The 19,900-nt window shown below is 62.7% G+C and carries 20 protein-coding genes and 1 tRNA gene; 14 read left to right on the forward strand and 7 right to left on the reverse strand.

Annotated features, from left to right (window positions below; all coding sequences use genetic code 11):
- Positions 1-4: 4 nt before the first annotated feature.
- Positions 5-1,717 (reverse strand): acyl-CoA dehydrogenase family protein, encoded by a 1,713-nt coding sequence (locus BLW48_RS15280; protein ID WP_256330779.1) that lies wholly within the window; start codon positions 1,715-1,717, stop codon positions 5-7.
- A 279-nt stretch (positions 1,718-1,996) separates the two neighbouring features.
- Between BLW48_RS15280 and BLW48_RS15285 the strand changes: the two genes are divergently transcribed.
- The 10 genes from BLW48_RS15285 to BLW48_RS15330 all read left to right on the forward strand — a co-directional run bounded on the left by BLW48_RS15285 (position 1,997) and on the right by BLW48_RS15330 (position 11,533).
- Positions 1,997-2,836 (forward strand): AraC family transcriptional regulator, encoded by an 840-nt coding sequence (locus BLW48_RS15285; protein ID WP_093073695.1) that lies wholly within the window; start codon positions 1,997-1,999, stop codon positions 2,834-2,836.
- A 229-nt stretch (positions 2,837-3,065) separates the two neighbouring features.
- Positions 3,066-4,058, forward strand: coding sequence for a class I SAM-dependent methyltransferase (locus tag BLW48_RS15290; protein ID WP_093175927.1), 993 nt, complete (start codon positions 3,066-3,068; stop codon positions 4,056-4,058).
- Between the two features lie 47 nt (positions 4,059-4,105).
- The gene (locus tag BLW48_RS15295) at positions 4,106-4,924 is read left to right on the forward strand and encodes a hypothetical protein (protein WP_093175930.1); all 819 of its coding nucleotides are present in this window, start codon (positions 4,106-4,108) and stop codon (positions 4,922-4,924) included.
- A 25-nt stretch (positions 4,925-4,949) separates the two neighbouring features.
- The gene (locus BLW48_RS15300; protein WP_093056416.1) at positions 4,950-5,243 is read left to right on the forward strand and encodes a DUF1330 domain-containing protein; all 294 of its coding nucleotides are present in this window, start codon (positions 4,950-4,952) and stop codon (positions 5,241-5,243) included.
- Positions 5,244-5,331: 88 nt separating this feature from the next.
- A complete protein-coding gene (locus tag BLW48_RS15305; RefSeq protein ID WP_093175933.1) occupies positions 5,332-6,246 on the forward strand; it encodes a DMT family transporter in 915 nt (304 codons plus the stop codon).
- A gap of 23 nt (positions 6,247-6,269) precedes the next feature.
- Positions 6,270-6,995, forward strand: coding sequence for an alanyl-tRNA editing protein (locus BLW48_RS15310; RefSeq protein WP_093073687.1), 726 nt, complete (start codon positions 6,270-6,272; stop codon positions 6,993-6,995).
- A gap of 12 nt (positions 6,996-7,007) precedes the next feature.
- On the forward strand, positions 7,008-7,685 hold the full coding sequence (locus BLW48_RS15315; RefSeq protein WP_093175935.1) for a Rieske 2Fe-2S domain-containing protein: 678 nt from the start codon (positions 7,008-7,010) through the stop codon (positions 7,683-7,685).
- A gap of 280 nt (positions 7,686-7,965) precedes the next feature.
- Positions 7,966-9,069 (forward strand): Leu/Phe/Val dehydrogenase, encoded by a 1,104-nt coding sequence (locus BLW48_RS15320; protein WP_093175938.1) that lies wholly within the window; start codon positions 7,966-7,968, stop codon positions 9,067-9,069.
- Positions 9,066-10,205 carry an acetylornithine deacetylase gene (gene argE, locus BLW48_RS15325; RefSeq protein WP_093175941.1) on the forward strand — a complete coding sequence of 380 codons (1,140 nt, stop codon included), beginning with the start codon at positions 9,066-9,068 and terminating at the stop codon, positions 10,203-10,205. Before BLW48_RS15320 ends, argE begins: the two co-directional genes overlap by 4 nt.
- Positions 10,202-11,533 carry an MFS transporter gene (locus tag BLW48_RS15330; protein ID WP_093175943.1) on the forward strand — a complete coding sequence of 444 codons (1,332 nt, stop codon included), beginning with the start codon at positions 10,202-10,204 and terminating at the stop codon, positions 11,531-11,533. Before argE ends, BLW48_RS15330 begins: the two co-directional genes overlap by 4 nt.
- Positions 11,534-11,609: 76 nt before the next feature.
- Here the strand turns inward: BLW48_RS15330 and BLW48_RS15335 are convergent.
- The 6 genes from BLW48_RS15335 to cysS all read right to left on the reverse strand — a co-directional run bounded on the left by BLW48_RS15335 (position 11,610) and on the right by cysS (position 17,088).
- A tRNA-Ser gene (locus BLW48_RS15335) sits at positions 11,610-11,702 on the reverse strand.
- A gap of 27 nt (positions 11,703-11,729) precedes the next feature.
- Positions 11,730-12,998: an aspartate kinase gene (locus BLW48_RS15340; RefSeq protein ID WP_093056409.1), complete on the reverse strand. Its 1,269-nt coding sequence runs from the start codon at positions 12,996-12,998 to the stop codon at positions 11,730-11,732.
- Positions 12,999-13,053: 55 nt separating this feature from the next.
- Positions 13,054-14,031: a tRNA lysidine(34) synthetase TilS gene (tilS, locus tag BLW48_RS15345; RefSeq protein WP_093175947.1), complete on the reverse strand. Its 978-nt coding sequence runs from the start codon at positions 14,029-14,031 to the stop codon at positions 13,054-13,056.
- A 15-nt stretch (positions 14,032-14,046) separates the two neighbouring features.
- The gene (locus BLW48_RS15350) at positions 14,047-15,027 is read right to left on the reverse strand and encodes an acetyl-CoA carboxylase carboxyltransferase subunit alpha (protein WP_093056407.1); all 981 of its coding nucleotides are present in this window, start codon (positions 15,025-15,027) and stop codon (positions 14,047-14,049) included.
- Positions 15,028-15,043: 16 nt separating this feature from the next.
- Complete coding sequence (locus tag BLW48_RS15355) at positions 15,044-15,694, reverse strand: DNA-3-methyladenine glycosylase family protein (RefSeq protein ID WP_093056579.1); 651 nt, start codon at positions 15,692-15,694, stop codon at positions 15,044-15,046.
- Between the two features lie 17 nt (positions 15,695-15,711).
- Positions 15,712-17,088, reverse strand: a complete 1,377-nt coding sequence (cysS, locus tag BLW48_RS15360; protein WP_093175950.1) for a cysteine--tRNA ligase — start codon at positions 17,086-17,088, stop codon at positions 15,712-15,714.
- A gap of 204 nt (positions 17,089-17,292) precedes the next feature.
- On the opposite strand from cysS, the gene BLW48_RS15365 reads away from it, so the two are divergent.
- From BLW48_RS15365 to BLW48_RS15380, 4 genes are read left to right on the forward strand one after another with little or no spacing between them, the layout of a single operon-like run.
- Positions 17,293-17,883, forward strand: coding sequence for a tetratricopeptide repeat protein (locus BLW48_RS15365; protein WP_093056405.1), 591 nt, complete (start codon positions 17,293-17,295; stop codon positions 17,881-17,883).
- Positions 17,884-17,943: 60 nt separating this feature from the next.
- Entirely contained in the window at positions 17,944-18,552 is a 609-nt protein-coding gene (locus tag BLW48_RS15370; protein WP_093175952.1) for a peptidylprolyl isomerase, read from the forward strand.
- Between the two features lie 32 nt (positions 18,553-18,584).
- Positions 18,585-19,097 (forward strand): peptidylprolyl isomerase, encoded by a 513-nt coding sequence (locus BLW48_RS15375; protein WP_093056403.1) that lies wholly within the window; start codon positions 18,585-18,587, stop codon positions 19,095-19,097.
- A gap of 19 nt (positions 19,098-19,116) precedes the next feature.
- A complete protein-coding gene (locus tag BLW48_RS15380) occupies positions 19,117-19,893 on the forward strand; it encodes a UDP-2,3-diacylglucosamine diphosphatase (protein WP_093175955.1) in 777 nt (258 codons plus the stop codon).
- Positions 19,894-19,900: the final 7 nt, after the last annotated feature.

Consider the following 19,900-nt stretch of genomic DNA (forward strand, 5'->3'; position numbering starts at 1 on the left):
GCCTTCAGATGGATACCGACTGCGCCGCCTCAGACACATCGGCGCGAGAGACGATTCCGCGCAGATCCGCCCCAGTGGCCAGAGTCCCCATCACACCGGCGTGCTTACCGCCCAGGCGCGACTCGACGAAGCGCTGTGCCACCGCGCCATCGCTGTGCCTGAGCATCTCGCTCGCCTGGAGCGCAAGAGCCATGCGCGTCACGATGGCGCGCGAATTGCCCTCATCGACTGCACCCGCAGAAAGATCGTCGCGCAGGCCGGCGATGAACTTCGCATACGCCGCGTTGGCAACTCCCGGCTGGGAGACTTCATCGAGAAAGACTTCGAGCGAGCCCTTCTCGCGGCCGAGCGCGCGCACCACGTCCATGCACATCATGTTCGTCGTGCCTTCCCAGATCGAATTGAGCGGCGCCTCGCGGTACAGCCGCGCGATGGGGTTCTCCATGATGAAGCCGTTGCCGCCGTGAACCTGCAATGCCTCGTAGACGAAGTACGTCGCACGCTGGCAGTTCCAGTACTTGACCACGGGCGTTGCCACGCGGGCAAGAAGCCGCTCGCGTTCGTTCGATTCCATGCTGTCGGTTGCGCGTGCGACACGCATCGCCGACAACATGGCCGCTTCGCTTTCCAGCGCCAGGTCCGCCAGCACATTCGTCTGCATGGGCAGGTCGGCCATCCGGCGACCGAAGCCGTCGCGTGTCGATGCGTGGTTGATCGCCAGCGTGAGTGCCTGGCGCATCAGGCCCGCAGAACCCACGGCAAAGTCGAGGCGGGTCAGGTGTGCATGCGACAGGATCTCGCGGATCCCGCGTCCCTCTTCGCCGACCAGCATCGCCCAGGTCTTGTTGAACTCGACTTCGCTCGATGCGTTGGAGCGGTTTCCGCACTTGTCCTTCAGGCGCTGCACGGCAACGCGGTTGGCACTGCCGTCCGGCAGGAAGCGCGGAACGAAAAGGCAGCTCACGCCCGAATTGGTTTGAGCCAGCGTGTAGAAGCCGTCGGAAGTCGGAACCGAAAAGAACCACTTGTGGCCCGTCACGTTGTAGATGCGAGCACCGTTCTCGGTTCCGACGAAGGTGGCCGTGGTCTGCGTCTGGCGCAGGTCGGAGCCGCCCTGCTTCTCGGTCATGGCATAGCCGATCACGGCGCCCGTTTTCTGCGGGAGCGGCAGGCGGCGCGGGTCGTAGCGACCGGAAAGTGTCTTCTCCCTCCAGAGTGCAAACTCCGGCCGCCCCGCAAAACCAGCACAGGCAGCGTATGCCATGCCAGTGGGGCATCCGGTGCCGTTCTCGACCTGGTTCCACAGGTAGCTCAGCACCGCACGCGCAAAATGGCCCGACGGCTCATTGGTTGTCCATGCAAGGCTCGGTACGCCATGCGCGAAACCCAGGGCCATGAGTTGATGCCACGCGGGATGAAACTCCACCCAGTCCAGGCGATTGCCGAACCGATCATGCGTGCGCAGTTGCGGACTGTGCTCGTTGGCCAATCGTGCAAGGTCCTGCACCTCTTCATTGCCCGCCAATGCGCCGACCGCCGTTGCATCGGGAATGCTCCAGGCCGCATGACGCTCCACGAGCTCTCGTAGAGCCACATCGCCTGTGAATGCGTTGTGGCCGGTGCAAGCACTGGCCTGGTTGAATACCCTGTGCGTCTCGACGCCATCGGCCAGGGGAAACTGAAACGCCAGAGCCGTACTTTCGAGGGGCATGTTCATGAAGGTCTCCAGAAGTTCGCCGCGCTACAGGCATAGTGAATCATTCTTCGCGATTCGTGAACCTGAATCCGTTCTTTCCCGGGCCGGGCACCCGACACACCAGGACCACAAAATGGCACAGTCTTTGCGTGCTCAAGCTACAGCGACCTGGCGCCGCCCCGCCCGCTCCCCAGATCGCGCCGTAGTCACTGGAATAGACAGCCTTGCTCACCATTCAGGTGCCATGCAACCGGTTGGACGCTGAAAGCGTTACAACCGCTGATCCAAACGGAGGCTTCGTTGGCCAAGCTGGACCCTCTGAATACATCGCGCTACTGGCATGTGCCCGGCATGCCGGGCATGGACATGCTGCATGCGGACTTCACGACGCATGAATACGCGCCCCACGTGCACCATTCCTTCGTGATCGCGGTCACCGAGGTTGGAGGCGCCGAATTCAAGAGCCGCGGCCGCACGGGCATTGCCAATCAGCAGGCGCTCCTCGTCTTCAACCCGGCCGAGCCCCATTCGGGCCGCATGGGCGGCAGTGCCCGCTGGCGGTACCGGGCCCTCTATCTTGCCGAGCCGGGCATCAGGCATCTGATGACGACGCTGGGCATCGATCAGACCCGGTACTTCGGATCGAACATCTACTGCGACCAGGAGCTCATCGGCAGCTTTCTGGAGCTTCATCGCGCCTACGACGGAAACAGCGATCAATGGGACCCTCTGCGGCAGCAGGAGTTGTTCGTTCATAGCTTCGGAACGCTCTTCCAGAGCCACGCACAGCCGGGACAACGCGTGCTCCCGGTGCCGGCAGATGCCAACGTGCTCGCGCCGGTGCTGGAACTGCTGCGCGACTCTTTTGCAGAGCGGTTGACCCTCGAGCAGATGGCGGCGGCCGCCGACCTGACGCCCTTCCAGCTGATCGGCGCATTCAACCGCACGATCGGATTGACGCCCCACACGTACCTCACGCAGTTGCGGCTCAGGGCCGCCATCAGTCACCTCACTGCCGGCCGGCCGCTGATCGAAGCCGCTGTTGCGAGCGGCTTTTACGACCAGAGCGCGCTCACCAGGCACTTCAAGCGCACCTTCGGCATGACGCCTCTCCAGTACGTCCGCGCCCGGACCTGCTGAGAAGCCGCTCCCCCCGCCCTCGGGCCATGCGCTGAGGGCCTTCTTTCCTCCGCTTCTTGTTTCCGCTCGGCTCGCGCGGAATTCGGATTCGTCTTTTTGGCGCGATTGCTCCTGGCCGCAATTTTTACCAATACGGGTTTCTCCGCGCTGACTATCGTGCAACTAAATGGTTTCGACCAGCGCAAAGTAATCAGTTCGTTTTCAATAGTGTTTAACCCACAGGTGACCCATGCAAAATGTTGATCGCGGCATTACTGGTTCCTCCCTCGCAGGATCCGCAATCCTGCTGGAAATAGGTGCAGAGTACGGAATCATTGAATTTCTCCAGAAATCGCCGGTCGTGGACGCTGCAACGGCGTCCCGATCCTGCGGAATCAAGGAATCCGTGATTTCCGCCTACCTCGACTCCCTGAGCAAGGCCGGAATCATCGAGGTGTTGGATGAAAAAGCACCCGCCACCTACAAGGCCGGCAGCAATTTCGACGAATTGATCAATGAAGTCGGATATCTTTCGTGGGCGCTCCGTGCATGTGCCCCATTGATCAACAACGCGAAAGAATTTTCGGAAAACAACGAAGAGGCGCAACTCAAATACCCGCGCAGCGGGGGTCTGGTCGCTCGCACATCGAAATGGATGGGCGAAAAATCCTTCTATCCGCAGCCGGAAAACGCCATCGTAGCGATGGCACCAAAGAAAATCGTAGATCTTGGATCAGGCTCCGGAGGATTCCTGATCCGCATGCTCAGGAAAATTCCGGGCTCAAAAGGCGTTGGAATTGATCTGAGCGCGTCGGCCACCGAACAGGCCGTTCGCGCAGCCAGTGAAGCGGGAATGAGCGACAGGCTTCAGTTCGTGACTGCCCCCATCCAGATCCTCACCGAAGATGCCTCTCTCATCAGGGACGCGGACATCATCCACGCAGGATTTGTCATGCACGATCTTCTTCCCGCCGAAGAAGAAACGCTCGACTCGTTGCTGCGCGCCTGCTGCGCCAATGCAATCAAGGGCACGCTGATCATCGTCGATGCGATTCCTGTTGCTCAATCCAGCTGGGAAAAGCCGTTCGCCGCGGCATTCAATCATCTGCACAATCATTTCATGTCCAGAAAGCTTCTCAGTGAAGATGAATGGACTGAAAAATTGTTCCGCGCGGGCTTTTCCAATGTGCGGGTCGAAATACTTGATCACCCTGGAGGGCGAATGTTGATGGCCAGTAAATAATTGAATTTTCACGGCATTTTTTAACCAACTGTAATTAGGAGCACGAAATGAGCGTTACCATTTCCGATCTGGTTGAGAGAGTTAAAAGTCATCGTTGCTATTCCCATCCGATTTTCAAGAATTGGGTCAAGGTCGAACCGGAGCCTCCTGTTGTGGGAGCCCTTTTCCACCAGATCCAGAGCTTCTGCGCATCCACGCGTCCCGGATGGAGTTTTCCGGATGCGCTCAAGGAGCACGGGCTGCACAGGCAGAGCGAGTTGCTGGAAGAAATCGTCGAGAGCGAATCGGGCCACGGCCCTGAACTGGCGACGATGGCGGGATACATCGTCAACCAGTCGGCCGAAAAGCCCGTGTTTGCAGACCTCTACAACCAGGAGAAGGTCGAAGCGAAGCTCAAGGACTTTTCCAACCAGTTGCTCGGCTCCCTGCCCGGCTACGACATGGACACCGGGTTGACCGCGCAAGTCCGCAAGGCCATCGGCGTCTTCGATCACCGCAAGATGACGGACATCGAAAACACCTACCGGAATCTCGGCACCACGCTGGCGCTGGAAATGATCTCCAACCAGCAATTGATTCCGGGCGAAAAGTATTGCCTGGTGGACAGCGGCATCTACAACGCCGACCTCGAAGTGCCTGAAATGCACTACCTGCTGGAGCACTGGGGCGAAGTCGGCGCCGAGCAGCACCACGAGCAAAACGCCCGCACCGCGGTCGAACTCGCCTTGAAAACCGAGTACGCCCACTTGGTCATCGAAGGCGCGGACGATTTTCTCGATTCGCTGACCGGCCTCTGGGACGTTCTGGATGCGGCATTGCTGCAATCCGGTGTCGCCGCGGAGCAAAGAAAAGTGGCTTACGTATAACGGCGGCGCCAAGCCTGGTTGTCATATGGTCGCCTATCTGATTGGCCGGATGTCCATTGTGGACCCGGATCAATACAACCAATACAAGCAACTCACGCCCGGGATCATAGAAAAGTTCGGAGGCAGGTTTCTGACGCGGGGAGGCGAGCGCATGCATTTGGAAGGCGCTCTGGATGATCGGCGCGTGGTTCTTGTCGAATTCAAATCTGCCGATGCGGCGAGAAAATTCTACGAATCGCCGGAATACACCTTTGCAAAGGAATTGCGAAAGGATGCTGCAGCTGATATGCAGCTCATGGTGATCGAGGGATTTGAATAGCGATAGCTCTTCGCCCTGCCCTTTTGATGCTTTAAAAAACAAACTGGCTGGCACGACCGATGGAGACCCGGTCGTGCCGGAACGAAATATGACGACTATTGCCCTACCTGTTGCTTCAAAAAGCAAAAACTTCTTTTCTTTCGTTGCGCTTCTGCTTGGCGCGGCGGCGTTGGCGCTGGGCGGCGTTTTTCTTCGCCACAGCGAATTGCCTCCGACCGCGAGCGCGGTCTATCGGGTTGCGCTGGCAATTCCGATTTTCTTTCTGCTCGACATGCTTGCGGCAAGAGCCGAGCCCGTGCGCACGACCGGCTCGCCCACTGAAAAAATGCCGGCCATTCCGATCAAGCTAATTCTTGTCGGATTCATCTTTTCCGGAAATCTGGCGCTTTATCACTGGTCGATGACGCTGACCACGCTGGCCAATTCCAATCTTCTTGCCAACCTAGCGCCGATCTTCGTGGTGCTTGGGTCCAACCTGTTTCTGGGGAAGAAATTCAAGCCTGGCTTCCTGTTCGGAATGCTGTTTGCGCTGGCCGGCGCATTCATCCTGATCGGACATCGGCTGGATTTTGGTTCGACCTACATGGCAGGAAATCTGTTAGGCCTTTTGACCGCAGTTTTTTATGGCTCGTATCTTCTGGCAGTCAGCCTCGTGCGCTCGAACTATCGAACGATGACCGTCATGGCATGGAGCAGCGTCGGTACGTTGATCATTCTCCTGCCCATCACGCTCCTGCGCGGCGAGTCGCTTGTTCCGCACACGATCAACGGGATGCTGATGCTGCTCGCGCTGGCAGTCGTCTCGCACGTCGGAGGCCAGGGCCTCATTGCCTATGCGCTGGCCAAGCTCCCGGCCGCGCTTTCTTCAATCACCCTGCTGATACAGCCTGTCATTGCAACCGTGCTCGGCGCCTATCTGTTCCACGAATATCTGAGCGCCACCGAGTTTGCGGGGGCCGTGATCATTCTGATCGGCATCGTTACCGCACGACGATTTTCATAAGCGTTTCGCCAACCGAGGAATTCATGTCTCCTTATCTCTGCCATATCGAACCCGATTGCTTTCAATTCGAAGCCAATGTCATAGCGCGCCGCCCGAATGCGGTTCTTCTCGACCGGTCTTTCTTCTATCCGGGCGGTGGCGGGCAATTGGCGGATCGCGGCACGCTGCAATGGAATGGTGGCGAAATCAAGATCGGCCGGGTCGAAACGGAGGGTCGCAATGCGTGGCACATCTTCGACGAAGCTGAAACCGCCTCCATTCCCGGCGACAAGGTCGTCGCCAAAGTGGATCAGGATTTCCGCTTCATGATGAGCCAATTGCACACGGGCCTGCACATCCTCAATGCGCTCGTCTATCAGCGCTTCGAGGGCTCGCTGGTAACGGGCGTGCAAATGGCGGCCGACGGCACGGCCCGCATCGACTTCGACTTGCCCGCGGCCGACAACAACGAGTTGCGCAAGCTCGAGCCCGAGCTCAACACCCTCATCTCCGACGGGCTGCAGGTGAATGCGGTGTACCTCGACGCAGCCGGACTCTCGCGCGAACCTGGGGTGCTACGCAGCCGGTCCGTCGCACCGCCGAGCCAGGACGACGGCACCACGCGCATCATCGAAATCGTGGGGCTCGACCGGCAGGCCTGCGGTGGAACGCATCTTTCGAAGACTTCGCAATCGGCACCGTTGCGCATCCTGAAGATCGAGAACAAGGGGCAGCACAACCGGAGGATCCGGATCGGCCTGGTCAAATAAGACGAGCGAGCCATGCCGCCCGTTGAACCGCCCCCCTCGCGCCCTCTGCCCGAGGGTTTTTTGCCTCCGAACTGCACGTTCTCCGAGCAAGACTGGCCGGTTCTGGCCAGGCAATGGTTTCCGGTCTCACGCGTCGACGAGGTGCCGGCAAAGCCTAGGCAGGTGATCTTGCTGAATCTGCGGTTGGCCATCTATCGCATGCCGGATGGCATTCGCATTGGCCGGGACATGTGCCCGCACCGCGGACTGCCATTGAGCACGGGGCGCATCGAAGACGACGAACTGGTCTGCGCCTACCACGGCCTGCGCTACGGGTCCGATGGGCAATGCCGCAAGGCCCCGGAGAAGCTTGCACTCAAGACGGTGGAATGCTTCAGGATCACGATGTTTCCTGCTGTTGAACGCCATGGCCTTGTCTGGACTTGCCTGATCCCCCAAGGCGAACCGGGAATACCGGATATTCATTCGACGATCGAAGCCTCCGATCCGGAGCATCCGGCATCGCCAATCAAACTTCAATATGAAGATTGGATGGGTTCGACAAAATTCGAATTTTCCGAAGGCGAAATAACAATCGACCCCGAGCATCACCGGTCGCTGCAGGATCTCGCACTGAACGAGTACCAAAGGCTGTTCAGCGAGATGGGATTGATCACGACAGCGCCCGCATTGCAGCCGTCCCGCGCCTGATCTTGCGGCGCCAAATTTTCACCAATATCACCGCGTCTCCCGATGTCATGCTGTGCCCAACAGCGAGGCCATCACATGACGCAATCATTCCGCCAAGCAAGCCCTGAAGTTCTGTCGCTCACCGATGCGGTGCTCGACGTTCCTCCAGTAGAGCTATCGCTATATCTACACCGCTTGCTGCTGTTTCTAGCCTGCGCTCCCGGGCATTGATGCGGCAGCGGCCCTGGAGCAGGCCGCGTCCGCATTCGTTCACATCGAAACTCAAAAAACAGATAAATAAATGACCGTCTTCTCTACCGAGTCTTTTGCGGGCCATGAACAGGTGGTCTTCGTATCCGACGATCGGGTCGGGCTTCGGGCCATCATCGCCATTCACAGCACCCGGCTCGGGCCGGCCCTGGGCGGATGCCGCATGTATCCCTACGCCGACGAAGCTTCCGCCCTGCGCGACGTGCTTCGCCTGTCGCGTGGAATGACTTTCAAGGCCGCGGCCGCGGGACTCGGCCTGGGCGGTGGAAAGTCGGTGATCCTCGGCGACCCGCGCAAGAGCAAGACGCCCGAACTGCTGCGGGCGATGGGCGTGGCGGTCAACCGCCTGGGCGGCCGCTACATCACCGCCGAAGACGTGGGCACCACTGTCGCCGACTTCGCCTGGGTGCGACAGAACACCCGGCACGTGGTCGGGTTGCCGGAAGAACTGGGCGGCACCGGAGATCCTTCGCCGACCACGGCACTGGGCGTCTATCACGGCATCGTGGCCAGCGTCGCGCATCGGCTGGACCGCGACCTGCGTGGGCTGACGGTGGCGGTGCAAGGCTTGGGTAACGTCGGCTGGAACCTGTGCCGGTTGCTCGTCGCCGCGGGGGCGCGCCTCACGGTATCCGACGTCGATGCGGCGCTCGCGCGCAAGGCCTGCGCCGAGTTCGATGCGCAGGCGGTCGAGCCCGACGAGATCTATGCCGTTCAGGCCGACGTGTTCTCTCCTTGCGCGATGGGCGCCGTCGTGAACGATCGAACCCTGCCGCAGATGAAGTTCCGGGTGATCGCCGGCGGCGCCAACAACCAGCTGGCCGGCGACGAACATGGCAGGCAGCTGCGCGACAAGGAAATCCTGTACGCGCCGGACTTCGTGATCAACGCGGGCGGCCTGATCCGCGTGGCGTCGGAGCACGAGGGCTTCAATTCCACAAAAGTGGATTCGCAGGTGAAAGCCATCGGCGCCACCCTGCACCGGATCTTCGAACTCGCCGGGCGCACCGGCACACCGACCCAATCCGCAGCCATGCAGCTCGTGCAGGAGCGGCTAGGCGGCGGCAACTCCGGCAGAAGCGCGAACAACGGCAACAACAGCGCCAGCAATGCCATGGCCGAGCGTGTCGCATGACCACCATCGAGATCCTCAGAACCCTGGTGGCATTCGATACGACCTCGCATCGCTCGAACCTCGACCTGATCCACTGGATCGCCGACTACCTCGCGGGACACCGGGTGAAAGTGCACCTGGTGCACAGCGAGGACAAGCGGAAGGCGAACCTGCTCGCCAGCATCGGCCCCGACATGGCGGGCGGCATGGTGCTCTCCGGGCACAGCGACGTCGTGCCCGTGACCGACCAGAACTGGAGCGCCAATCCCTTCACGCTGGTCGAACGCGACGGCCGCTTCCACGGCCGCGGCGCGGCGGACATGAAGGGCTTCATCGCCGCCTGCCTGTCGGCCGTGCCTGCCTGGCAGCGGCACCCCTTGGGCCGTCCGATCCACCTTGCTTTCTCTTATGACGAAGAGATCGGGTGCCTCGGCGTTCCGGAGCTCGTGAACCGCTTGAAGACGCAAGTGGAAGCCCCCGCGCTGGCCATCATCGGCGAGCCGACCGAGATGCGGATCGGCGTCAGGCACCGGGGTTTCTTCGGGCACAGGGCGCTCTTCAGCGGGCTTCCCGCGCATTCGAGCGACCCATCGCTCGGCGCCAGCGCGATCGAGCCCGCCGCCTACCTGGTCACCTGCCTGGCCGGGTTGCGGCGCAGCTTTGCCAGCCGGGGTGGCGAGGCCACGATCAACATCGGCCGGATCGACGGGGGCACCGCCATCAACATCGTGCCGGGGTGCTGCGAGGTCTTGTGGGAGTTTCGTCCGCAAGACGAAGCGGCTGCGGAACTCGTGCGCGATACGGTCCGGGATGCGCTGATGGACCTTCCCCTTGGCGTCACGGTCGAGGCAGTGCAGGTAGCGGGCGTGCCGGCGCTGTCGGCACGCGACAACGACGCGGCAGTCTCGGTCGCGCGCGAACTCGGCGCGCTCTGGCCGGAGGCAGACCTGCCGTTCGGCACCGAAGCGGGCTTCTTCCAGCAGGTCGGTATTTCAACGGTGGTATGCGGCCCCGGCTCCATCGCGCAGGCCCATCAGCCGGACGAATGGATCTCCGCAGCCCAACTGCAGGCGGCTGATCGCTTCATGCAATCGGCCGGCGCATGGGCGCTCGCCGAAGCCGATATCTCACCCGCCCCTTCTCTCAAGACAGCATGAAAAATCTCGACGCAGCCACGGTGGCTGATGCCACCAGCGCCTTCGGCACCCTTGCCTCCAACGAGCCCCACGATGCAACGCGCCGGATGATTCCCGCGGCGGTCATCGGCAACACGCTCGAGTGGTTCGACTTTGCCGTCTACGGTTTCTTCGCGATCACGATTTCCAAACTGTTCTTCCCCACGGGCGACGAAACCTCTTCGCTGTTGCTGACCGTGGCGACCTTCGGCGTGGGCTTCGTGATGCGGCCGATCGGTGCTGTGATTCTTGGCGCGCTCGGCGACACACATGGGCGCAAAGCCGCGTTGTCGACAACGATCCTGCTGATGGCGCTTGGAACGGCAATGATCGGCCTGGCGCCGACGTACGCCGATGCGGGCCTCTGGGCGCCCGCGTGGATCGTGCTGGCGAGGCTGATCCAGGGCTTCTCCGCCGGCGGCGAGGTTGGAGGGGCGACGGCGTTTCTCGTCGAGCACGCGCCGAAAGATCGCAAGGGCTACTTCGCAAGCTGGCAGCAGGCGAGCCAGGCCGGTGCACTCCTGCTCGGTTCGCTCTTTGGCGCGACGCTGACGGGGGTTCTGAGCCCCCAGCAACTGGAAGCGTGGGGCTGGCGGATTCCATTCCTGTTCGGCCTGGTCATCGGCCCGGTGGGCTGGTACATCCGCGCCAAGACGCGGGAGCCCGCAACTTTCGAGCGGGCCAAGGCCGCCAACCAACAGGCGTCCCCGCTGAGGCAGGTGATGGGCTCGTACCGCAAGGAAATCATTGCCGGGTTCGGCGTCACCATCGTGTGGACGGTGTGCACGTATTTCTTTCTGGTCTACATGCCGACGTACGCCGTGCGCACGCTGAAGTTGCCGCAGAGCGCATCGCTGTGGGCAAATGGCGCCGGGCTCCTGGTGCTGGTCGTGCTGGCGCCGGTTTTCGGCGGGCTGTCGGATCGGATCGGGCGCCGGCCGCTGCTGGTCGGGTTTGCTGCCGCGATCCTCGTGCTTGCCTATCCGGCGCTCTGGCTGCTCACGGCCTTTCCGAGTGCCGCGACCTTGACGGCTGTGCTGGTCGTATTTGCCGTGCTGATCGCCGGGTTCACCGGCCCCGCTCCCGCCGCCATGGCCGAGCTCTATCCACCGCAGGTGAGGTCCACGGGGCTTTCGATTGCGTACAACTTTGCTGTCACGATCTTCGGCGGCTTCGCGCCATTCATTGCCACGGCGCTGATCGCCCGGACCGGGAGCCCGCTCGCCCCTGCGTGGTATGTGATGTTCGCCGCGGCCGCCAGCCTGGTGGCGCTCCTGGTCGGAGGTTCTGCTTTGCGCAGCAAGGCTTAGTGCCAAAGTTCTTTTCTGCCATGGGCTCGGACAGAAAAAAGCCCCTGTAGTCTCACAACTACAGGGGCTTTTGTCTTGGCGGAACCGGAGGGATTCGAACCCTCGATGAGGCTCTACACCCCATACTCCCTTAGCAGGGGAGCACCTTCGGCCACTCGGTCACAGTTCCTGAAAGAAGCCGAGATTATGCCATCACTTAGGCGCTCGGTTGGTCGAGATCGAACGCTTTATGCAACGCTCGCACGGCCAGTTCCATATATTTTTCGTCGATCACGACCGAGGTCTTGATTTCGCTGGTCGAGATCATCTGGATGTTGATGCCCTCTTCGCTCAGCACGCGGAACATCTTGCTCGCCACGCCCACGTGGCTGCGCATGCCGATGCCGACGATGCTGACCTTGCAGATCTTCGTGTCGCCGACGATCTCGGTCGCGCCCAGCGAGGGCATGACCTTCGACTGCAGCAGGTCGATCGTCTTCGCGTACTCGTTGCGATGCACGGTGAAGCTAAAGTCGGTCTTGCCGTCCTTGCTGAGGTTCTGGATGATCACGTCGACTTCGATGTTGGCGTCTGCCACAGCACCGAGGATGTGATACGCGATGCCGGGCTTGTCGGGCACGCCGAGCACCGAGATCTTGGCTTCGTCGCGGTTGAATGCGATGCCGGATACGACGGCTTGTTCCATGTTTTCGTCTTCCTCGAAAGTGATCAGCGTGCCGGACTTGGCCTCTTCATTGATGTCGATGTCCCACGGCGTGAAGCTCGAAAGCACACGCAGCGGCACCTTGTACTTGCCGGCGAATTCCACCGAGCGGATTTGCAGCACCTTGGAGCCCAGGCTCGCCATTTCGAGCATTTCTTCGAAGCTCACGGTCGTCAGGCGGCGCGCATCGGGCTCGACGCGCGGGTCGGTCGTGTAGACGCCGTCGACGTCGGTATAGATCAGGCATTCGTGCGCCTTCATGGCCGCGGCGATGGCCACGGCCGAGGTGTCACTGCCGCCACGGCCCAGCGTGGTGATGTTGCCGTCGTCGTCCACGCCCTGGAAGCCGGTAATGACCACCACCTTGCCGGCGTTCAGGTCGGCCATCACGCGCTCGTCGTCGATGCTTTCGATGCGGGCCTTGGTGTACGAGTTGTCGGTGCGAACCGACACCTGCCAGCCCGCATAGCTCACGGACTCGACGCCCTCGGCCTGCAGCGCAATGGCCAGCAGCGCCGACGATGCCTGCTCGCCGGTCGAGGCCAGCATGTCGAGCTCGCGGTTGTGCGCCACGCCGGGTTTGCTGGGCGCCAGTTCCTTGGCCAGGCCGAGCAGGCGGTTGGTCTCGCCGCTCATGGCACTCGGAACCACGATCATCTGGTGGCCTGCGCGCGCCCACTTGGCGACGCGCTTGGCGACATTCTTGATGCGCTCGGTCGAGCCCATCGACGTACCGCCGTATTTGTGAACGATCAATGCCATGGGTGAAATCAGAGAAAAGGAAAGGGCCGCTTGAAAGGCGGCGCCCTGCAAGCTGTCAGAGCAAAGTCTTTGGCGAGGGCGGGGCATTGTACCAATGCAGGAAATCGCCCTGCCGCTGGATGAAACCGGCGGCAACCTTGAGGTGGATGCGGTGGCCCCGCGTGGTGCAGGCACGGACCTGGTCCAGCAGCTGGTCGAGCTGCGCGGCGCTGGGGGCGCAGCCGTGCGACTGCATCAGCCAGTGGCGCAGCACATTGGCCTGGCGGGCGCGCGACAGCGTCTGCAGCGTCGCAATGCGCGGCGGGTCGCCCACGGCGTCCAGGTCTTGCGCCGCCAGCTCGCTCAACAACTGCTGCGCCTGCGCGGCGTGGCCGGCGCTTCGCGCAAAGGTGGCGCGGAACTGCGGAAATGCTTGCTCCAGCGCGGGCAGCAGCACGGAGCGGATTTTGTTGCGGGTGTAGCGCGCGTCGTCGTTGGTCGGGTCTTCGATCCACGGCAGATCGCGGCCGGCCAGCCATTCACGGATATCGGCGCCGGCAACCGCGAGCAGCGGCCGGTAGATGTCAAGCCCGTGCCGTTGCGCATGCGCCGGCATGGCCGCCAGCCCCGGAAGCCCCGCACCGCGCGACAGCGCCAGCAGCAGGGTTTCGACCTGGTCGTCGGCATGGTGCCCCAGCGCTATGGATTTGATAGCCGCCCTCGCCCCATTAGCGCGCGCCATCTCGGCAAACGCCCCATAGCGAGCACGGCGGGCCGCGTCTTCAGGGCTGTCGCCGGGCCCATGCCGGGCATCGACGCGATGAACGACCAGCGGCACGGCCATGCGCTCGCACACCACACGGCAATGCTGCTCGAAGCCGTCGGCCGCAGCCTGCAGCCCGTGATGCACATGAAAGGCAAGCACCTGCCCCGGCCAGCGCGCCGCGCAGGTGGCCAGCAAGGCGGTTGAATCGGCACCGCCGCTGAACCCCACCGCCAGCGGCCAATGCGCCGGCTCGAACGCGGCAACGGCGCGTTCGAAAGCGGAGTTCATGACAGCGCCTGCGCGTTATCTGCCGGTGTCGGCCTTGGTGTCGTTGAAGCGGCCGTAGCTCTGCAGGCGCTCGTAGCGGCGCTCCAGCAGCTCCTTCGGCTTCAGGTCGCTGACCTGGCGGAAGGCATCGTTGAGCGCGCGCTTGAGAAACGCAGCCATCTGGCGATGGTCGCGGTGCGCGCCGCCGACGGGCTCGTTCACGATCTTGTCGACCAAACCCAGCGCCTTCAGGCGGTGCGCGGTAATGCCCAGCGCATCGGCCGCTTCCTGTGCCTTTTCGCTGGTCTTCCACAGGATGGAAGCGCAGCCTTCGGGGCTGATCACGGAATAGATCGAGTACTGCAGCATCAGCAGCTGGTCGCCGACCGAGATGGCCAGTGCGCCGCCGGAGCCGCCTTCGCCGATGATGGTGACGATGATCGGAACTTCGAGCTGCGCCATTTCGAAGATGTTGCGGCCGATGGCTTCCGACTGGCCACGCTCTTCGGCGTCGATGCCGGGGTACGCGCCGGGGGTGTCCACGAAGGTGAACACCGGAAGCTTGAACTTTTCGGCCGTCTTCATCAGGCGCAAGGCCTTGCGGTAGCCCTCGGGCTTGCTCATGCCGAAGTTGCGCGCGGTACGCTCCTTCGTGTCGCGGCCCTTCTGGTGGCCAAGCACCATGCAGGGCACGCCGTTGAAGCGCGCGAGGCCGCCCACGATCGACAGGTCGTCCGAGAAATGCCGGTCGCCGTGCAGTTCGACGAAATCGGTGAAGATTTCGTTGACGTAGTCGAGCGTGTAGGGGCGCTCCGGATGCCGCGCGATCTTGGTGATCTGCCAGGGCGTCAGGTCGCTGTAGATGTCCTTGGTGAGCTGCTGGCTTTTCTTGCCGAGCTGATCGATTTCTTCAGAGATGTCGACCGCGGATTCGGTCTGCACATAGCGCAATTCTTCGATCTTTGTTTCGAGTTCAGCAATGGGCTGCTCGAAGTCGAGGAAGGTTCGTTTCGCCAACGTCTTCTCCTGTTGTTCAGTACGCGACTGGAACCGGGTCCAGCGATCGCCAAATATACCAAGTCGCCACGCTGCAATATGGTGCCCAGGCCACGGCGACGTCGCGGGCATCGCTTCGGCTGACCGGATCGCCCGAAAAATAATTGACGCTGATGCCGTTGAGCAGCCCCAGGTCGTCTACAGGCAGCACGTTCGGGCGCATCAGGTGAAAGATGAGGAACATCTCGGCCGTCCAGCGGCCGATGCCGCGAATGGCCACGAGTTCTTCGATGATGAGCTCGTCCGACATGTCCTTCCACGCATCGACGTGGACCATGCCCGAATCGAAATGCAGGGCCAGGTCGACCAAGTACTCGATCTTGCGCGCCGAGAGCCCCGCCCCGCGCATGTCGTCGACCTTGAGCTTGAGCACGTTGGCCGGCGTCAGCTTGCGCGGCAGCGCGGCAAACTTGTCCCAGACCGACTGCGCGGCCTTCACCGAGATCTGCTGGCCCACGACGCTGCGAGCGAGCGTGGTGAACGCATCACCGCGCGATTCGAGACACGCGTCGCCGAACTTCGGAATCAGCCGCTTCATGACGCGGTCTTTCCGCGAGAGGTGCTTGCATGCCTCTTCCCAATAGTCCGGCGTGTAGATCTGAACGCTGGTCTTCTTGCTGGCGGGCATGGGGTTCGTCGTTCCGTTCACTGCGCAGCCGCCCAGGTCGTGCCCGTGGGCGAATCCTTGAGCACGATGCCCTGCTCGAGGAGTTCCTGGCGAATGCGATCGGCTTCGGCGAAGTTCTTCGCGGCCTTGGCGGCGGCGCGCTCCGCGATACGGGCTTGAATGGCAGCGTCGTCGAGCGTGCTACCGGCCTGCAGGAAGGCCCGCGGGTCGCCCTGCAGCAGACCCAGCGAGCCGGCCAGCGCCTTCAGCAAGCCGGCGGTCTCGGCGGACTTTGTGCGGTTGACCTCGCCGGCAAGCTCGAACAGCACGGCGATGGCTTCGGGCGTGCCGAAGTCCTCGTCCATGGCGGCCTTGAAGCGCGCCGCATGGGGATCGGCCCAGTCGATGGCCACGTCGGCCGGGGCCACTAGGTCGAGCGCGGTGTACAGGCGCTTGAGCGAATTGCGCGCGTCGTCGAGGTGCGCGTCGCTGTAGTTGAGCGCGCTGCGGTAATGCGTGCGCACCAGGAAGAAGCGCAGGCTCTCGGCGTCGTACTTCTGCAGCACTTCGCGGATGGTGAAGAAGTTGCCCAGGCTCTTGGACATCTTCTCGTTGTCCACGCGCACGAAGCCGTTGTGCACCCAGAAGCGCGACAGCGGCTTGCCGTTGGCGCCTTCGCTCTGGGCGATTTCGTTCTCGTGGTGCGGGAACTGGAGGTCCGCCCCGCCGCCGTGGATGTCGAAGGTCTCGCCCAGGGTGGCGCAGCTCATGGCCGAGCACTCGATGTGCCAGCCCGGCCGGCCTGTGCCGTAGACGCTTTCCCACTTGGCGTCGGCGGGCTCGGTCGGCTTGGCGGCCTTCCAGAGCACGAAGTCGAGCGGATCCTGCTTGCCGTCGAGCACGGCAACGCGCTCGCCCGCATGCAGCTCGTCGAGCGACTTGCCCGACAGCTTGCCGTAGCCCGGGAACTTGCGCACCGCGTAGTTCACGTCGCCGTTGTCCGAGCGGTAGGCCAGGCCTTTTTGCTCCAGCTTCTCGATGATGCCGAGCATCTGCGGCACGTATTCGGTGGCGCGCGGCTCGATGGTGGGTGGCTCGATGCCGAGCGCGCCGATGTCCTCGTGCATGGCCGCGATCACCTCGTCGGTCAGCTGGCGGATGGTGATGCCGCGCTGCACGGAGCGGGCGATGATCTTGTCGTCGATGTCGGTGATGTTGCGCACGTAGGTCACGGCGTAGTCGCTGGCGCGCAGCCAGCGCTGCACCACATCGAACGCCATCATCATGCGGGCGTGGCCGATGTGGCAGAAATCGTAGACCGTCATGCCGCAAACGTACATGCGCACCTGTCCCGGTTGCAATGGGGAGAATTCCTCCAATTCACGCGACAGCGTGTTGTAGATGCGCAGACTCATGAGATTCGGAAAGCGTCGCTTCGCGCACGTACGGCACGGGCGAACGACGGTGTTTTTCAGGGGTGACGGGGACTGTGGTCGCGAGGGGTTGGACATGGCCCCTCGGCTACAATGAAACCAAGTATAAACGGCTGCCACCGCGCAGCGTTCGGGTGTTCCCCAAGCCCGCAAGCCTGCATCTCCCCCCATTTCCGCCGAGGCTTCATGAAGCACGCCGCATTCTCCAGACTCTCCATTGCCTTCGCACTGCTGTTCAGCCTGTGGGGCTCCGCCGTGCACGCCAACGAATACGACGACGTGAACGCGCTGCTGCGCCAGGGCAAGTCGAACGAAGCGCTCGCCAAGGCCGACACCTACATCGCCGGCAAGCCGCGCGACCCGCAGATGCGCTTCCTGCGCGGCGTGATCCTCACCGAGCAGAACAAGCAGGCCGAGGCCATCACCGCCTTCACGCAGCTCACGCAAGATTTCCCCGAGCTCTCCGAGCCCTACAACAACCTGGCCGCGCTGTACGCTTCGCAAAGCAAGTTCGACCAGGCGCGCAACGCCCTCGAGCAAGCCCTCAAGCTCAACCCGAACTACGCCACGGCGCACGAGAACCTCGGCGATGTGTACGCCCGCCTCGCGGCGCAGGAATACGTGCGCGCGCAGCAGTTCGCCAGCACCAACGCCAGCGTCGCGCCCAAGCTCGCGCTGATCCGCCAGATCTTCAGCTCGAAGGCCGAAGCCGAAGCGGCCGCCCTGCCCGCGCCGCCGGTGGTCATCCGCAAGCCGGTCGGCCGCACCAGCAAGTAATCGCCGCCGGCACGGGCGCCCCAGGGTGCCTGCCGCGCAGCGCCGTCCCTTCATCCGCACATGGAGCCCCGTTTGACGATCCACACCCTCTCCCGTTTCAGCCGCCGCAGCGCCCTCGTCCTGGCCGCCGCACTCACGTTCGCCGCCACGGGCCACGCGCAAACGGCCGCGGCACCGCGCGTCAAGCTCGCCACCTCGGCCGGCGACATCGTGGTCGAGCTCGATGCAGCCAAGGCGCCCAAGTCGGTCGAGAACTTCCTGCAGTACGTCAAGGACAAGCACTACGACGGCACGGTGTTCCACCGCGTGATCGACGGCTTCATGATCCAGGGCGGCGGCTTCACGGCCGATCTGCAGCAAAAGCCCACGCGCGCGCCCATTCCTCTGGAAGCGAGCAACGGCCTGAAGAACGACAAGTACACGATCGCCATGGCCCGCACCGGCAACCCGAATTCCGCGACCTCGCAGTTCTTCATCAACGTGAAGAACAACGACTCGCTCAACGCGCCCAACCCCGACGGCTACGGCTACACCGTGTTCGGCAAGGTCGTTGCCGGCACCGACGTGGTCGACAAGATCCGCACGGTGGCCACCGGCAACAAGGGCGGCATGCAGAACGTGCCGCTCGAAGCCGTCACCATCAAGTCCGCCACGCTGCTGGCGAAGTAATCCCTTTCCCCCTTTCTCAAGCAGGAGCCCTCATGAGCAACCCCCAAGTCGAACTGCATATCAAGAACTACGGCGTGATCACGCTCGAACTCGACGCCGCCAAGGCGCCGAAGTCGGTCGAGAACTTCGTCTCGTACGTGAAGAAGGGTCATTACGACAACACGGTGTTCCACCGCGTGATCCCCGGCTTCATGGTGCAAGGCGGCGGTTTCGAGCCCGGCATGAAGCAAAAGCCCACCGACGCCGAGATCCAGAACGAAGCCAACAACGGCCTGAAGAACGACAACTACACCGTGGCAATGGCCCGCACCAGCGCGCCCCACTCGGCCACCGCGCAGTTCTTCATCAACGTGTCCGACAACGGCTTCCTGAACCACACAGCACCTTCGGCCCAGGGCTGGGGCTATGCCGTGTTCGGCAAGGTCATCAACGGCACCGACGTGGTCGACAAGATCAAGGCCGTGAAGACGGGCCGCAAGGGTTTCCATGACGACGTGCCGCTCGAAGACGTCGTGATCGAAAAGGCCGTTGTCACCGCTGAATGACGAACAGGCGCGACGCGGCATGACGACTGTGGCGAACCCGGCTTTTACCGAGCTGGTGGCGCCACCCGCGTGGCGCACCGTCGACCTGATTTCCGACCTGCACCTGCAGGCCGGCGAGCCCGCCACCTTCGAGGCCTGGCGGGGCTATCTGCAGACCACGCCTGCCGACGCACTGATCATCCTCGGCGATCTGTTCGAGGTGTGGGTCGGCGACGATTCGGCCACCCTCCCCGGCTTCGAGGCTCAGTGCGCCGACTTGCTGCGCCGCACCGCGCAGCGGCTGCCGGTGTTCTTCATGCACGGCAACCGTGACTTCCTCGTCGGCCCGGCGTTTGCGACGCAGTGCGGCCTCACGCTGCTCGACGACCCGACGGTGCTCGTGTTGCACGGTCAGCGCTGGCTGCTGAGCCACGGCGACATCCTCTGCCTGGAAGACACCGAGTACCTCAAGTTCCGTGCGCAGGTTCGCACACCCGAGTGGCAGGCCGCGTTCCTCGCAAGGCCGCTGGAAGAACGCCGCGCGCTCGCGCGCTCCATGCGCGTGCAGAGCGAAGACCGCAAGCGCAATCCGTCGACCGTCTGGGCCGATGTCGACACCGCCGCCGCACGCGAGTGGCTGCAACAGGCAAACGCCAGCACGCTGGTGCACGGCCACACGCATCGCCCCGCCGATCACGACATGGGCAACGGCCTGCGCCGCGTCGTGCTGAGCGACTGGGATGCTGCCGCGCATCCGCCGCGCGCGCAGTTGCTGTGCCTCTCCACCGCCGGCGCGCAGCGCGTCGATCTGCGCTAGCCGCGCC

The sequence above is a fragment of the Variovorax sp. YR266 genome (genome assembly GCF_900107295.1).
GTDB lineage: Bacteria > Pseudomonadota > Gammaproteobacteria > Burkholderiales > Burkholderiaceae_C > Variovorax.